The 15024-nt window shown below is 70.7% G+C and carries 14 protein-coding genes, 3 tRNA genes and 2 pseudogenes; 13 read left to right on the top strand and 6 right to left on the bottom strand.

Going from position 1 to position 15024, the window contains the following annotated elements:
- Positions 1–147 precede the first annotated feature (147 nt).
- Positions 148–1887, bottom strand: coding sequence for a glycoside hydrolase family 13 protein (locus HDR73_RS12275; protein ID WP_012299870.1), 1740 nt, complete (start codon positions 1885–1887; stop codon positions 148–150).
- Positions 1888–2047: 160 nt separating this feature from the next.
- On the opposite strand from HDR73_RS12275, the gene HDR73_RS12270 reads away from it, so the two are divergent.
- The 7 genes from HDR73_RS12270 (at position 2048) to HDR73_RS12240 (ending at position 6322) form a co-directional block, all read left to right on the top strand.
- Entirely contained in the window at positions 2048–2986 is a 939-nt protein-coding gene (locus HDR73_RS12270) for an aldo/keto reductase (RefSeq protein ID WP_012299871.1), read from the top strand.
- 114 nt (positions 2987–3100) lie between these two features.
- Positions 3101–3172: transfer RNA gene (locus HDR73_RS12265), tRNA-Thr, on the top strand.
- A gap of 38 nt (positions 3173–3210) precedes the next feature.
- Positions 3211–3284, top strand: a tRNA-Met gene (locus HDR73_RS12260).
- Between the two features lie 205 nt (positions 3285–3489).
- The gene (locus HDR73_RS12255; RefSeq protein ID WP_012299872.1) at positions 3490–3681 is read left to right on the top strand and encodes a hypothetical protein; all 192 of its coding nucleotides are present in this window, start codon (positions 3490–3492) and stop codon (positions 3679–3681) included.
- A gap of 599 nt (positions 3682–4280) precedes the next feature.
- On the top strand, positions 4281–4730 hold the full coding sequence (locus HDR73_RS12250; RefSeq protein WP_041464698.1) for an FAS1-like dehydratase domain-containing protein: 450 nt from the start codon (positions 4281–4283) through the stop codon (positions 4728–4730).
- A complete protein-coding gene (locus HDR73_RS12245) occupies positions 4727–5161 on the top strand; it encodes a MaoC family dehydratase (protein ID WP_086935921.1) in 435 nt (144 codons plus the stop codon). The genes HDR73_RS12250 and HDR73_RS12245 overlap by 4 nt, the downstream gene beginning before the upstream one ends.
- Before the next feature lie 6 nt (positions 5162–5167).
- Positions 5168–6322, top strand: a complete 1155-nt coding sequence (locus HDR73_RS12240) for a UDP-N-acetylmuramate dehydrogenase (protein WP_012299875.1) — start codon at positions 5168–5170, stop codon at positions 6320–6322.
- Positions 6323–6647: 325 nt separating this feature from the next.
- Here HDR73_RS12240 and HDR73_RS12235 read toward each other — a convergent pair whose 3' ends face one another.
- Together HDR73_RS12235 and HDR73_RS12230 are read right to left on the bottom strand one after the other, a co-directional pair.
- Entirely contained in the window at positions 6648–7001 is a 354-nt protein-coding gene (locus HDR73_RS12235) for a hypothetical protein (protein ID WP_133064104.1), read from the bottom strand.
- 1306 nt (positions 7002–8307) lie between these two features.
- Entirely contained in the window at positions 8308–9525 is a 1218-nt protein-coding gene (locus HDR73_RS12230; RefSeq protein WP_012299876.1) for a pyridoxal phosphate-dependent aminotransferase, read from the bottom strand.
- Positions 9526–9714: 189 nt separating this feature from the next.
- Here HDR73_RS12230 and HDR73_RS12225 point away from each other — a divergent pair.
- From HDR73_RS12225 to HDR73_RS12200, 6 genes are all read left to right on the top strand, one after another.
- A tRNA-Trp gene (locus HDR73_RS12225) sits at positions 9715–9787 on the top strand.
- 87 nt (positions 9788–9874) lie between these two features.
- Entirely contained in the window at positions 9875–10147 is a 273-nt protein-coding gene (secE, locus tag HDR73_RS12220; protein WP_012039478.1) for a preprotein translocase subunit SecE, read from the top strand.
- Between the two features lie 185 nt (positions 10148–10332).
- Positions 10333–11370 carry a transcription termination/antitermination protein NusG gene (gene nusG / locus HDR73_RS12215; RefSeq protein ID WP_012299877.1) on the top strand — a complete coding sequence of 346 codons (1038 nt, stop codon included), beginning with the start codon at positions 10333–10335 and terminating at the stop codon, positions 11368–11370.
- A gap of 53 nt (positions 11371–11423) precedes the next feature.
- Complete coding sequence (gene rplK, locus HDR73_RS12210) at positions 11424–11855, top strand: 50S ribosomal protein L11 (RefSeq protein ID WP_012299878.1); 432 nt, start codon at positions 11424–11426, stop codon at positions 11853–11855.
- A 99-nt stretch (positions 11856–11954) separates the two neighbouring features.
- Positions 11955–12641, top strand: coding sequence for a 50S ribosomal protein L1 (gene rplA / locus HDR73_RS12205; protein WP_012299879.1), 687 nt, complete (start codon positions 11955–11957; stop codon positions 12639–12641).
- 104 nt (positions 12642–12745) lie between these two features.
- Entirely contained in the window at positions 12746–13345 is a 600-nt protein-coding gene (locus HDR73_RS12200; RefSeq protein ID WP_106408653.1) for a GNAT family N-acetyltransferase, read from the top strand.
- 11 nt (positions 13346–13356) lie between these two features.
- On the opposite strand, the gene HDR73_RS12195 is transcribed toward HDR73_RS12200, so the two are convergent.
- The 3 genes and pseudogenes from HDR73_RS12195 to HDR73_RS12185 all read right to left on the bottom strand — a co-directional run.
- Positions 13357–14313: an NADP-dependent oxidoreductase gene (locus HDR73_RS12195; protein ID WP_012299881.1), complete on the bottom strand. Its 957-nt coding sequence runs from the start codon at positions 14311–14313 to the stop codon at positions 13357–13359.
- Between the two features lie 262 nt (positions 14314–14575).
- Positions 14576–14908: pseudogene (locus HDR73_RS12190) on the bottom strand (YqaJ viral recombinase family protein); the annotation flags it as partial.
- A gap of 14 nt (positions 14909–14922) precedes the next feature.
- Positions 14923–15024 (bottom strand): annotated as a pseudogene (locus HDR73_RS12185) (IS481 family transposase); the annotation flags it as partial.

Below are 15024 nucleotides of genomic sequence, written 5' to 3'. Positions count from 1 at the left end.
CTCAACGGCCGACCACGCAAAACGCTCGACTGGGACACCCCAGCCGAGCGAATGCGTGCTCTACTGACAACCATCTAAATCATCAGGTGTTGCGACGACCACGAGAATCCGCCAAGGCGAGGGGGCGTCGTGGCGTCCGGGACGGGGCTACTCGCGGATCAGCCACACGGTCGTGTCCGACGGCACGGCGTCGCCGTCGAGCGGCCGGCTCGCGAGCAGCACGCGGCCCTCGGGCAGCGGAACGGCGGACTCGCCGAGGTTCGCGATCACGGTGACGCCCGCGCTCTCGAACGCGATCACGTCGTCGCCCTCCGCCGCGATCCACTCCAGCGCGCCCAGCGCGAGGCCGTGCTCGCGACGCAGCAGCAGCGCCTCCGTGTAGAGGGAGAGGGTGGACGCGGGATCCGCCTGCTCGGTGTCGCGCGCGAAGCGGTCCCAGTCGTCGGGCTGCGGCAGCCAGCTGGCGTCGCCGTCGCTGAAGCCGTACGACGGCTTCCCGGCCTCCCACGGGATCGGCACCCGGCAGCCGTCGCGCCCGTAGCGCTCGCCCGCGGTGCGGTGGAACGTCGGATCCTGGCGCGCGGAGTCCGGCAGCCGGGTGTCCTCGGGCAGCCCGAGCTCCTCGCCCTGGTAGATGTAGGCGCTGCCGGGGAGCGCCAGCATGAGCGCGCTCGCGGCGCGGGCGCGGCGGAGGCCCAGCTCCTCGTCGACGGTCACGGTCGACTCCGGCCCGATGCCCACGCCCTGCGGGTTCTCGCCCGAGAGCGCGAGCCGGCTGGCGTGTCGCACCACGTCGTGGTTGGAGAGCACCCACGTGCTCGGCGCGCCCACGGAGGAGAACGTCGCGAGCGACGCGTCGATCGTCCGGCGGAGCGCGGCGGCGTCCCACGGCGTCTCGAGGTAGCTGAAGTTGAAGGCCTGGTGCATCTCATCGGGGCGCACCCAGTCGGCGAGCTTCGCGAGCGGCTCGACCCACGCCTCGGCGACCATCGCGCGGTCGCCTTCGTAGGAGTCGAAGATCTCGCGCCACTCACGGTAGATCTCGTGCACGCCCTCCTGCGCGAAGTACGGCGGCGGGGGAGCGGGCTGGTCGTCCACGCCGCCGGCGCCGCCCATGCTGCCCTGGCCCTCGGGCGGCGTGTAGTCGGGGAGGCCGGGCGCCTTGACCATGCCGTGCGCGACGTCCACGCGGAAGCCGTCGACGCCCCGGTCGAGCCAGAATCGGAGGATCTCGCGGAAGCGCTCGCGCACCCACGGGTTCGTCCAGTCGAGGTCGGGCTGCGACGAGTCGAACAGGTGCAGGTACCACTGGCCGGGCGTGCCGTCGGGCTCGGTGAGGCGGGTCCACGCGGGGCCGCCGAAGATCGACTCCCAGTTGTTCGGGGGCAGCTCGCCGTCTGCGCCCTTCCCGTCGCGGAGCATGTAGCGGGCGCGCTCCTCGCTGCCGACGGGCGTGGCGATCGCCTCCTGGAACCAGCGGTGCGCGGAGGAGGTGTGGTTCGGGACGATGTCGACGATGACCCGGAGGCCCAGCTCGTGCGCGCGGCGCTGCAGCCGGTCGAAGTCGTCGAGGGTGCCGAACAGCGGATCCACGTCGCAGTAGTCGGCGACGTCGTAGCCCGCGTCGTTCTGCGGGGAGAGGTAGAAGGGGGAGAGCCAGACGGCGTCGACGCCGAGCTCGCGGAGCGCGGGGAGCCGCTCGGTGATCCCGGGGAGGTCGCCGATGCCGTCGCCGTCGGAGTCGGCGAACGAGCGCGGGTAGATCTGGTAGATGACGGCGGTGCGCCACCACTCGGATCCGGTGCCGTGCTGCGGGGTGCTGTCGGGGTGGGTCGAGATGTCGTCCCGGGCAGCCGGGGAGGGGGCTGTGGGGGAGGGCGGAGTCATGCATCGAGCCTAGGCGACGGCCCCCGCGCGCTCCCGCCGAGCGCACGGGCGGCCACGGCGCGGGACGCTGGATGCGGCCATGGGCGGAATAGCCGGGCCCCGGTGCGCGCTGGAGGAGGGGGCGGCCGCCGCCCCCATCACCGGACGAAGGAGATCAGCAATGACGGACCCCGCACGCGTGCCCCTCGGATCCAGCGGACTGGAGGTGCTGCCCCTGTCCTTCGGCGGCAACGTCTTCGGCTGGACCGCCGACGAGGCCACCTCGTTCCAGCTCCTCGACGCGTACACCGCCGCCGGCGGCAACTTCATCGACACAGCCGACGTGTACTCCGCGTGGAAGCCCGGCAACTCCGGCGGCGAGTCCGAGGAGATCATCGGCCGCTGGCTCGCCTCGCGCGGTCGCCCCGACGACCTCGTCATCGCCACCAAGGTCGGCGCGCACGAGGCCGCGAAGGGCACGTCGCGCGACAGCGTCCGCCGCGGCGTCGAGGCCAGCCTTCGTCGGCTCGGCGTCGACGCGATCGACCTCTACTACGCGCACGTCGACGACCAGGACACCCCGATCGAGGAGACCGTCACGGCGCTCGCCGAGCTCGTCGCCGAGGGCAAGGTCCGCGCGATCGGCGCGTCCAACTTCACGGCCGAGCGCCTGCAGGCCGCGCTCGACGTCTCTGCCCGCGAGGGCATCGCCCGCTTCGAGGTCCTCCAGAACCGCTACAACCTCGTCGCCCGGGACGACTACGAGGGTGAGCTCGTCGACCTGCTGATCCGCGAGGGCATCGCGTCCGCCCCTTACTCGAGCCTCGCGAGCGGCTTCCTCACGGGCAAGTACCGCGGCGCGGACGTCGACAGCCCGCGCGCGGGCGCGGCCTCCAAGTACTACGACGACCACGGCCGCGCCCTGCTCGAGGTGCTGGACCGGGTCGCCGATGCGCACGGCGTCTCCGTCACCACGGTCTCGCTCGCGTGGCTCCGGGCCCAGCCGTCGGTCACCGCGCCGATCGCGAGCGCGCGCGACCTCACGCAGCTGCCCGACCTCCTCGCCTCCGTCGACCTCGAGCTGACGGCCGACGAGATCCGGGACCTCTCCGCGGTCTGATCCGCGGGAGGCCGGCCGGCCGTGCCCCGGTCCGGGGCCGTCACGCGTCTCGTGGGCGGTCCCGGACCTGCTATCGTCGTATGGTTCCAGCGCGTCTCCGACGCGCCCGGGCACGCCCCCATAGCTCATTGGTAGAGCACTTCCTTGGTAAGGAAGAGGTAGTGAGTTCAATCCTCACTGGGGGCTCGATCCCTCAGGCGGCCGCGGCCGACCGCGAGGGTCATGGCGGGGTAGCTCAGGTGGTTAGAGCACACGGCTCATAATCGTGGTGTCGCGGGTTCAAGTCCCGCTCCCGCTACGGAAGCGCGGATCCTCATTCGGATCCGTCCTCCTCGATAGGCCCCGGACACCTCTCGCCAGGTTCCGGGGCCTTTCCTCTGCCCTCGTGCGGGGCCGCCGCCCTGACGCGGGGTCTCTGCCCGGCTCTGGTGCGCCCGCCGGCCGCGTGTCCTCCCGTGGCCGCTGCCCTTCCGGCGCCAGCACCCACGGCGTAGCCTCCGGGCATGACCCACCACGAATCCCCCGACCACCCCGACCACGCCTCGGGCGCCGAGCACGACGACGTGCTCTACAAGACCCAGGGCAACCCCGTCCCCGACGCGCACGACGAGGAGCGCCGCGAGGCACCCGCCGGCGGCGACTACACCGCCAGCGAGTCCGAGGAGGAGAAGGAGGCGCGCGAGGGCGGCGCCTGATCCGCACTCCGCGCACCGTGCGCACGAGGGCCGCCGCGACGCGTTCGCGGCGGCCCTCGCGCATCCCCGGGCCCGTCCTCGCGGGCCGTCGCGGGCCCTCCGGGGGGCGACACGCCGGGTCGGCATGGGCGCCGGATCCGCTCCGTCGGCCCGGATCCGCATGACGACGCGGAAGGCGCCGCGACACGCCGAACCACTAGATGTAGTGGAATGACAGGTCTGTAGTTCGGGTTATATAGTGGAGAACCTCACCGCCCCACCGGGTGGCCGAGCAACCCGGATCCTCGCGAAGACGCGGATCCGGAGGCCATCGGGGCGAGAGCCACGAGACCTGAGGAACCGCACCGGCGGTTCCCGACCAGACACAACGGGAGGCACCCATGGACTACGACAACAACGACACCGTCGGCGGCTACGCGATCCCCGTCGACCCCATGGAGCTCCTGCAGTGCGACTCCTGCCAGTAGGCAGCTGACGCCGCAGCAGCGGAATCGCGACGAGGGCCCCGGTCCCCACGAGAAGTGGGGGCCGGGGCTCTCGCGTACCCGGGGAAGGCCCCGCGCCGGGGCGCTCGCGCACCCGCCGCGTAGGATCGTCCGGTGCCAGTGAATCCAGAGCTCCAGGGTCGCGTGCTCCCCGCCGCCGCCCCGTACCTGGTGGGACGCGAGAAGGTGCGCGAGTTCGCCCGCGCCGTCGGCGCCACCCACCCCGTCCACCTCGACCCCGAGGCGGCGCGCGCCGCCGGCCACGCCGATGTGGTCGCGCCGAGCACGTTCCCCGTCGTGGTGCAGGAGGCGACGCTCGCGCAGCTTCTGGCCGAGCCCGACGCCGGCATCGACTTCAGCCGCGTCGTCCACGGCGAGCAGGCCTTCACCTACTCGCGGCCCGTGGTCGCGGGCGACGAGCTGACCGCCACGCTCACCGTCACCAAGGTCGCCACGCTCGGCGGCAACGCGATGGTGACCGCCGAGTCCGCCATGGTCGACGCATCCGGCGCGCACGTCGTCACGGCCGTCTCCACCCTCGTGGTCCGCGGGGACGACGCGTGAGCGCCGTGGCAGTGCCGGACATCGCCGACCTCGCGGTGGGCGACGTCGTGGCCGAGCGCTCCGTGCACCTCACGCGCGACTCCCTCGTCCGCTACGCGGGCGCGTCGGGCGACTTCAACCCCATCCACTACCGCGACGACGTGGCCGCGTCGGTCGGGCTGCCGGGCGTGCTCGCCCACGGCATGCTCACGATGGGCCAGGCCGTGCAGCCCGTGGCGGACTGGGCGGGCGATCCGTCGCGCGTCGTCTCCTACGGCGTGCGGTTCACGCGGCCCGTGGTCGTGGATCCCGCCGACGGCCAGGACCTGACGGTCGTCGCCAAGATCGGCGCGATCGACGCCGAGGCGGGGACCGTGCGCATCGACATCGCCGTCTCCGTCGACGGGAAGACCGTCCTCGGCCGCGCGCAGGCGCAGGTCCGGCTGGCGTAGGGCCCCGTGACGATCGAGACGCACCGCGACGCCCCGCTCGCCGACCTCACGACGCTGCGCGTCGGGGGTCCGGCCGAGGAGCTCGTGACCGTGAGCGAGCGCGACGAGCTCGTCGACACGCTCCTCGGCCTGTGGGCCGTCGGCGAGGACTGGATGGTGCTCGGCGGCGGATCCAACTCCCTCATCTCGGACGAGGGGGTCGCCGGCACGGTCATCCGCATCGCGACCCGCGGCGTCGAGATCGGCGAGGAGCGGGCCGACGGCACCGTCCTCGTGCGCGTGCAGGCCGGCGAGCCGTGGGACGCGCTCGTCGCCCGCACGGTGGCTGACGGCCTGGCCGGGCTCGAGGCGCTCTCGGGGATCCCCGGATCCACCGGCACCTCGCCCGTGCAGAACATCGGCGCGTACGGCCAGGAGGTGGCCGACGTCCTCGAGGGCGTCGACTTCCTCGACTACGAGACGGGCGAGGTGGAGCGCCTGGGCGCCGCCGACCTCGGCCTCGGCTACCGCACCTCCGCGCTCAAGCGCGGGCGCGTGGGCGTCGTGCTCTCGGTGGACTTCGCGCTCACCCGCGGGGAAGGACCCGACGCGCTCGGCCTGCCCGTCGCCTACCCGCAGCTCGCCGGCGCGCTCGGCGTGGAGCTCGGCGACCGCGTGCCCGTAGCCCGCGTGCGCGAGACCGTGCTCGCCCTCCGCGCGTCCAAGGGCATGGTGCTCGACGACGCGGATCCCGACACCTGGAGCGCCGGCTCCTTCTTCACGAACCCCATCGTCAGCGCCGCGTTCGCCCGCACGCTCCCGGCCGATGCCCCGCGCTGGCCGCAGGAGGATCCGCTCCGGGACCTCGTCGTGCCGCTCGGCGACCAGTGGGAGGTGGCCGAGGCCATCGAGCGCGAGGCGGCCGCGCGTCGCCGCCGCGAGCCGGCTGCCGTGAAGCTCAGCGCCGCGTGGCTCATCGAGCACTCGGGCGTGCACCGCGGCTTCCGGCTGCCGGGATCCGGTGCGGCCGTCTCCTCCAAGCACACGCTCGCCCTCACCAACCGCGGCACCGCGACCGCCGAGGACGTCGCCGCCCTCGCGCGCTACGTGCAGGGCCGCGTGATGAGCGAGCACGGCGTGATCCTGCAGCCCGAGCCCGTGCTCGTCGGCCTCTCCCTCTAGGAGCGGGCCGGGCGGCACGGGCCGGGCGGCGGATCAGGCCAGCAGGTCGCGGATCCGGTGCACGCCCTCGCACATAGAGAGGCCCACCCGCCTTACCTGGCGAGTTGGGCCCCTCGCCGCATTATTTCCCCTTGGAGGTGCGGAACATGCGGATCGCGCTTATCAATGCGATTGCCAGGAATATGCCCGAGGCGAGCCACAATATCGAGGCATAGCTGCTGAATGGCGCGATTTGGCTCATGATCAAGCCGGGGATCGCTAGCAGCACAGCGACGGTGGCAATCGACTTGGGTGCTCTCGTGCTTGTATTCATACTCACGTCTCCTCAGCTGTAGTGGTTCGCCATGCCGATGCAGAACGTTACCGTGCCACTGAAGCCTGCCGATGCGGCCCCGAGGCAGACGAGGCACCCTGCTCCGAACGTTACTACGCAGATAGCAGCACAAGCGATGCTGATACCAGTGATCACCCACGCGGCGATGCCGGCGTTAGAGAGGCACTCATTGAAGTTACCCCACCAATCCCCTCTCTGATAGTCCATGGGCGAGATCGCCCCACCCTGCGAAGCCAGCGGCACAGAGACGCGGTCCTCCGGAGCGCTCACTTGTTGGTTCAGTAAGGTCTTGTCTCCGACCCAGACGTGAACCGTCCCTGAGGTCGGCGAAGTGGCCTTGAACATGAATTCAGTCGTGTCGAGGAGCTTCCCCGCGTCATCGAAGAAGGCGGTGATGCTCGTCTGTTGCTCGACGCCTTGGCCTGCAATGACCGGAATGCGGAGTATTCGAAGATCAGAAGCGACCCGCCATGCTGTCGCACTCTCGACAGAGAAAGCGAGTCCGCTTTGGCTGTGGATTCCGGCTCGGTCGTAAGCAGCCTCGAGGTCCTGGGCTTCGGGCTAAGCCAGGTCTTTCCAGGCATCCTGTTCCGTCTGGGTCTTTAGCGCGTAGTCCTGAACTTCAGCCGCAGTCGGGCTGGATTTGGCTGTGCGAGCCGACGAGGATGCGCTGACGGCATAGGCGGGCAGTGCAGATGCCAAGACAAGAAGCAGGGAAACTCCAATCGCGCCTAGCGGCAATTTTACTGATGGGAGGATGCGGACATGTTTCATAATCAACCTTCTTCGCTTGGTTCGCGAATTGATTGGCTAAAGCTTGATTCTTCGTTGTGTGCGAGACATGAGACCCGGGCGCGACGACGAAGCGTTGCCTATTGACGTGGCTTGATTCCGGCGCCGATCGGCAAGGCATGGGCCTAGAGGTGCGCGCCTATGTAGCCGTTCACGTGCAATTTCGCGAAGGGACGGCGTCTTGGGGCGGACGGGGTGGAGACCCTTCGATGCTTCGCCTGGGGCGCATGGACGGATGCGGTGGTCCTGTGGTGCCCGTTTCTGGGAAGGCCCTCCCGGTGTCGCGGGCCGGATCGACGTCGATCCGTGGAGCGAGGTGTTGTGCGCGTTCGTCCTCGCCATAAGTCGCCTGTCGATGACTGGCGTTGGCGGCAACGTATCGCGCACCACGCCTGTGCTGCGCGTGAACTGCACAGGGTGGGACGCGGGTGTGCGCCGTGTGGGTAAGGCCGGGGGCGGTGGGCCTCAGGAGCGTGTCGCCGAGGCCGGGACCTTGCTCGTGAGAATCACGCTTGCCTGGAGCCCACCGGCTCAGGATTCGCGGGCCACCGGGCCCGCCCGCCGTATCATCCTCTGAGGCAGGCCTATCGGCGCCGCTTCGACCGCAGTGTGCACAGGTGATCGTGCTCGTCAGGAAAGCCGACGGCGATCATGGATGATCACAGCGTCGGCTCTGGCGGTCCATCTGGATGCGAGTGTGTCTCACGCCTATGCCGAAGTCAGCCTGAAGACCTCGACCCGCTAGAACGGCTGATTTGTCGGACGTGTCTCCGCGGCTTCCACCGGACGGTGTGTTTCCCGCGCGGGAACGCACTACCTCGGGCGCGCCGCGGGTCGACCGCTGGGGCCCGGCCTCGGGTCAGGCCAGCAGGTCGCGGATCCGGCGCACGCCCTCGAGCAGCGCGTCGTCGCCGAGCGCGTAGCTGAAGCGCAGGAACCCGCTCGGGCCGAACGCCTCGCCGGGCACCGCGGCGACCTCGGCCTTCTCGAGCAGCACGTCGGCGACCTCGAGGGAGGTGGTCGGCGTGACGCCGTCGATGTCGCGGCCGAAGAGGCCCGTGACGTCGGGGTAGACGTAGAAGGCGCCCTGCGGGGTGGGCGTGACGAAGCCGGGGATGGCGTCGAGCTCGGCGACGATCGTGCGGCGACGGCGGTCGAAGGCCTCGCGCATCCGGTCGACGGTGTCGCGCGGACCGCGGAGCGCGGCGATGGCCGCGCGCTGCGACAGGTTCGAGACGTTCGAGGACAGGTGCGACTGGAGGTTGCCCGCGGCCTTGATGGCGTCGGCGGGGCCGACCATCCATCCCACGCGCCAGCCGGTCATCGCGTAGGTCTTGGCGACGCCGTTGACGAGGATCGTGCGGTCGGCCAGGGCCGGCACGACGTCGACGATGCTCGCGGCCTCGGCTCCGTCGTAGACGAGGTCCTGGTAGATCTCGTCGCTGATGACCCAGAGGCCCTTCGATTCCGCCCACTCGCCGATCTCGCGGGTCTGCTCCCGCGAGTGGACGGCGCCGGTGGGGTTCGACGGCGAGACGAAGAGCAGCACCTTGGTGCGCGGGGTCCACGCGGCCTCGAGCTGCTCGACGGTCACGAGGTAGCCCTGGTCGGCGCCCGCGAAGACGTCGACGGGCACGCCGCCCGCGAGACGGATGGCCTCGGGGTAAGTGGTCCAGTACGGCGTCGGCACGAGGACCTCGTCGCCGTCGTCGAGCAGCGTCTGGAACGCCTGGTAGACGGCCTGCTTGCCGCCGTTCGTGACGATGATGCGGTCGATCCCCACATCCAGCCCGGACGAGACGCGCGTCTTCTCGGCGATCGCCTCGCGGAGGTCGGGCAGTCCCGCTGCCGCGGTGTAGCGGTGGTTGCGGGGATCCCGCGCGGCCTCGACCGCGGCCTCGACCACGTAGTCGGGCGTCGGGAAGTCAGGCTCGCCCGCGGCGAAGCTGATGACGGGGCGTCCGGCGGCCTGCAGGGCCTTGGCCTTGCCGTCGACCTTGAGGGTCGCGGACTCGGCGATGGATCCGATGCGGGTGGAGACGCGGCTGAGGGGGACGGTGCTCTGCGGTTCGGCCATGCCCATGAGCATAGGGATGCGGGCGGGGCACCACGCGGGTGGGGCGATGGCCGGACGACCGGCCCGACCGGGTGCCCGCGGATGCTGGTACACTCGTCCGCGTCGGTATCTCCTCCACGCTCTTCCGCGCCTTCTTCCGTCCGTGCTCGCACGGTCGTGGTGCTTGAGGGCAGGCGGGTGACGACGCAGAGGGTGGTGGCTCAATTGGTAGAGCAGCGGTCTCCAAAACCGCAGGTTGCAGGTTCGAGTCCTGTCCGCCCTGCTAGATGGAACGGGTCCCCGGGCGCGTGACATCGCGGCTCGCCCGAACTCCGGGCGAAAGCCGAGCAATGCAGGAAGGGACCCACGCGTGGCGCGGAAGATCGTCGACGAGCCGAGCGAGGAGATCGTCGCGCAGGCTCGCGAGCAGCGGGACGCACGACGCAACCCCTTCGCCCGGCTGGTGCTCTTCATCAAGCAGGTCGTGCAGGAGCTCAAGAAGGTGGTCACCCCCACCCGCAAGGAGCTGTTGACGTTCACGGGAGTGGTGCTGGCCTTCGTCATCGTCATGATGGTGATCGTCTCGCTCCTCGATCAGCTGTTCGGGTACCTCGCCATCGTGGTGTTCGGCAACGGGGCCTAGCACCGCAGGCGGCCCGAGAGGGTCGTCCGGGAGGCGCGCGCATCGCGGGCTGACCACGGTGCCTGCGCGCGGCGCGGCACGGCGGCGGCCGGGATCCCGACGGGTCCCGCGTCCGCGCGGCCCGGCGCGGCACAAGCACGGCACGGAACGGCAACGCACGACGAAGAACGAGGGAAGTAGATCCATTGGCTGAGAGCAAGCGCGACGACGTCGACCTCGCCCCCGCGGCGGAGCAGTCCTCCGAGGTGGACGCGGTCCAGGAGGGCCACTCCATCGAGTCCTCCGAGGAGAGCTCGGACGCGGCGGAGCACACCGCCCTGCACGTCGAGGGCGACTCGGTCGAGACCGACCTGACGGCCGCGCTCGACGCGATGGAGTCCGTCGACGACCCCGAGGCCGACGCCATCGTCGAGGACGCGCTCGACATCGACTCGCCCGACGAGGCCGAGGCCGCCGTCGAAGCGACCGACGACGAGGCGGAGGAGGAGGCAGCCGAGGAGGCTCTCGAGCCCGCCGACGTCACGCCCGCCACCGCGGACGACATCGCCGAGGCTGAGGCCGACCTGGTGCCCGACGAGGACGCGTCCGCCGAGGACGCCGCCGAGGTCGACCCCTACGAGGAGTTCCGCAAGGAGCTCCGCTCCAAGCCGGGCAAGTGGTACGTCATCCACTCCTACGCGGGCTTCGAGCGCCGCGTGAAGAGCAACATCGAGAACCGCATGGTGTCGCTCAACATGGAGGACGACATCTACCAGATCGAGGTCCCGATGGAGGACGTCGTCGAGATCAAGAACGGCCAGCGCAAGATGGTCAACCGCGTGCGCATCCCCGGCTACGTGCTGGTGCGCATGGCCCTCAACGAGGACAGCTGGTCGGTCGTCCGCCACACCCCCGGCGTCACGGGCTTCGTGGGCAACGCCCACAACCCCACGCCCCTCCGCTTCGAGGAGGCCTTCTCCATGCTGAAGAGCCTCGTCGAGATCAAGGAGGTGGCGCAGGTCAAGGGCCAGCCCACCAAGGGCGGCCAGGCGCAGCGCGTCGTCGCCGCCGAGGTCGACTTCGAGATCGGCGAGACCATCACGATCAAGGAGGGCTCGTTCGCGGGCCTCCCCGGCTCCATCAGCGAGATCAAGCCCGAGAGCGGCAAGCTCACGGTGCTCGTCTCCCTGTTCGAGCGCGAGACCCCGGTCGAGCTCAGCTTCGACCAGGTCACCAAGCTCTAGGCGGTCGGGCCGCGCGGCCCGCTCGATCTAGCAATCAAGAAGAAGGAAGAGAAATGGCACCGAAGAAGAAGGTCACGGGTCTGATCAAGCTGCAGATCAAGGCCGGCGCCGCCAACCCCGCACCGCCCATCGGGCCGGCGCTGGGACAGCACGGCGTCAACATCATGGAGTTCTGCAAGGCGTACAACGCCCAGACGGAGTCGCAGCGCGGCAACGTCATCCCCGTCGAGATCACCGTCTACGAGGACCGGACGTTCACGTTCATCCTCAAGACGCCCCCGGCCGCAGAGCTCATCAAGAAGGCCGCCGGAGTCGCCAAGGGCTCGGGCACGCCGCACACGGTCAAGGTCGCGAAGCTCACGATGGACCAGGTCCGCGAGATCGCCGAGCAGAAGCAGGCCGACCTCAACGCCAACGACATCGACGCCGCGGCGAAGATCATCGCCGGCACCGCCCGCTCCATGGGCATCACGGTCGAGGCCTAGCCTCCACCACTCAGCGGTCCCGTCCGGGATCCGCTCCAGCATCACGCGGGAGAGCCGGCCAGGCTCACATCAACCGCACTCTCGAATCAGGAGACACGAATGGCGAAGTCAAAGGCCTACCGGGCCGCAGCCGAGAAGATCGACCTCACGAAGGCGTACACCGCCTCGGAGGCCGTCGAGCTCGCGCGCGAGACCGGTTCCAGCAAGTTCGACAGCACCGTCGAGGTCGCGCTCAAGCTCGGCGTCGACCCCCGCAAGGCAGACCAGATGGTCCGCGGCACCGTCATCCTTCCTCACGGTACCGGCAAGACCGCCCGCGTCATCGTCTTCGCGACGGGCCCCGCGGCCGAGGCGGCCATCGCCGCGGGCGCCGACGAGGTCGGCGGCGACGAGCTCATCGAGAAGGTGGCGGGCGGCTACACGTCGTTCGACTCCGCCGTCTCGACGCCCGAGCTCATGGGCAAGGTCGGTCGTCTCGGCAAGGTGCTCGGCCCGCGTGGCCTCATGCCCAACCCGAAGACCGGCACGGTCACCCCGGACGTCGCGCGCGCGGTGTCCGACATCAAGGGCGGCAAGATCGAGTTCCGCGTCGACAAGCACGCGAACGTCCACTTCGTGGTCGGCAAGGCGAGCTTCTCGCCCGAGCAGCTCTCGGAGAACGTCGGCGCCGCGCTCGAGGAGATCGTCCGCCTCAAGCCGTCCTCCTCGAAGGGCCGCTACGTGCAGAAGGCCACGGTCTCCACGACCTTCGGCCCCGGCATCCCGGTGGACGTCAACTCCATCTAGCCCCATCGCGCGCGAGCGCACGCACGACATGCAGCACAGGAAGGGCCCGCTCCGGCGGGCCCTTCCGTCATTCCCGGGCCGCGCGGCTGCCTAGGCTCTCGAGGGTGAGCATCCCGGATCCCGCCGTCACTCCTGCCGTCCCGTCCTTCCGCGTGGCCGTTCCCGCCGACGCCGACGCGGTCGCCGCCCTCGCCGCCCGCACGTTCGCGCTCGCGTGCCCGCCGACGACCACGGCGGAGGCGATCGCGGAGCACATCCGCACCGTGCTCTCGCCCGCGCGCTTCCGGGCGCACCTGGCGGATCCGGCGCACCGGGTGGTGCTCGCCGAGGTCGGCGGGGAGATGGTCGGGTACACGATGGTCGTCGCCGCCCCGCCCGCCGACGCCGACGTGGCCGGCGTGCTGCGGCTGCGGCCGGAGGTCGAGCTGAGCAAGGTGTACGTCGAGGCGGGGTCGCACGGGGTCGGCGTCGCGCGGCCGCTCATGGCGGAGACGCTGCGCGTCGCGCGCGAGCTCGCGGGGGAGCGGGGGCTCGACGGCGAGGCCGGGATCTGGCTGGGCGTGAACGAGCACAACTCGCGTGCCATCCGGTTCTACGAGCGCAGCGGGTTCCGCATCGTGGGGACGCGGTCGTTCCGACTGTCGGATGCGGTCGAGACGGACCATGTGATGGAGCAGGCGCTGGCCGCGACCGCCGGAGAGTAGCGGGGCGTGGATCAGCCCCGCGACACGTTGAGGACGACCTTGCCGCGTGCGTGCCCGCTCTCCATGTGGCGGTGCGCCTCGGCGGCGTCCTCCAGGTCGAAGACCTCGTCGACGTAGACCTTGATGTCCCCGGACTCCAGCAGCCGCGAGATCACCGCGAGCTTCTGCCCGTCGGGCGCGACCTCGTAGTGGGTGGCGCGCACGCCCACGGCGGCGGCGTCCTGCACGAGGGTCGGCCAGCCGCGGACCGGCGCGCTGACCAGGAGGCCGTCACGGCGGAGGACCTGCAGCGAGCGGGTGCCGGTGTCGTCCGTGCAGTTGCCGACCAGGTCGATCACCACGTCCACGTCCTCGAGCACGTCCTCGAAGCGCACCTGCGTGCGGTCGATGACCTCGTCGGCGCCGAGCTCCGCCAGCCAGTCGACGTTGCGGGGCGAGCCCGTCGCGACGACCCGTGCCCCGAAGTGGCGCGCGAACTGCACCGCGAAGTGGCCGACGCCCCCGGCTCCCGCGTGGATCAGGACGACCTGTCCCTCGTGCGCCCGGCCGATGTCGACGACCATGCCCCACGCGGTGAGGGCGCTCACGGGCGTCGCCGCCGCCTCGACGTGCGAGAGGCGCGCGGGCTTGCGGGCGAGGCTCACGCTCGGGACGGCGATGTAGGGGGCGTAGCTGCCGGGCATCCGCGGCACCATCGCGAGGCCGAACACCTCGTCGCCCGGATGCAGCGCGTGGTCCTCGTAGGGCGACTCGACGACGACGCCGCTGAAGTCGCGGCCGAGCACCGCCGGGAGCGCGCCGAGGGTCGGCCCGCCGGACTCGCCCGCCCGCAGCCGCAGGTCGATGGGGTTCACGCCCGCGGCGACGACCTTCACCAGCACCTCCGAGTCGAGGCGGTGCGGCACCGGTACGTCCGCGAGGTGCAGCACGTCGGGTCCGCCGGTCTCCGCGACGACGACGGCGCGCATGGTCTCCCCGTGCGGGGCGAGGGCGATCGCCGCAGCCGCCCGATCCCGCTCGGCCTCGGCGGCGACGACGGCTCTCGACTGGACGACCTGGCTCATCGTGCGACCCCTCCCCGGAAGGCGGCGGCATGGTGGATCCCATCGCGCCCCCGCTCGTCCAGTGAAGTCGCCGCGTGAGTCGGGCGTGTTTCCGCGGTGTTCCCCGGGCGAGAAGAATGCGGGAGGGCACCCGGGGATGGCGGGCGCGCAGGACCGGGTCGGCGGCTCAGGCCAGGCCGCGGGCTCCCGCCGGCGCGTTCGCCATGCGCACGATGAGCGCGATGAGGTCGTTCGCGCGCGCCACCAGCGCGGCGATCTCGGCCTCGTCCCGGTCGATCCACTTCCACTTCGGGATCTCGTGCACGGGCACGAAGTCCACGTGCTGCTCCCAGACGATGAGCGAGCGCTCGGCGCCGAGCACGTACTGCTGCCACCAGATCTGCCGCAGGTAGTTGCGCGGGATGCTGCGCCACGGCTTCGCGGTGGTCTTGATCTCGGCGAGCTCGAGGCGGCCGTCGGCGCGCAGACCCACGCCGTCGGGGGTGGCGAGGTGGCGGCGCTAGCTGTACTGGGTCATGACGTTGGTGACACTCGGGCCGCGGGCGTGAGCCCGTGGCTTGAGTGGATTCGTTCAGTGTTGTAGTGCTCGATGAAGGGGTCAAGCGCGTCGGCCCG

The organism is Clavibacter sp. (assembly GCF_014802555.1).
Classification (GTDB): Bacteria; Actinomycetota; Actinomycetes; order Actinomycetales; family Microbacteriaceae; genus Clavibacter; species Clavibacter sepedonicus.
The sequence above is the reverse complement of the archived record's forward strand: the minus strand, read 5'-3'. Positions and strand labels throughout refer to the sequence as shown.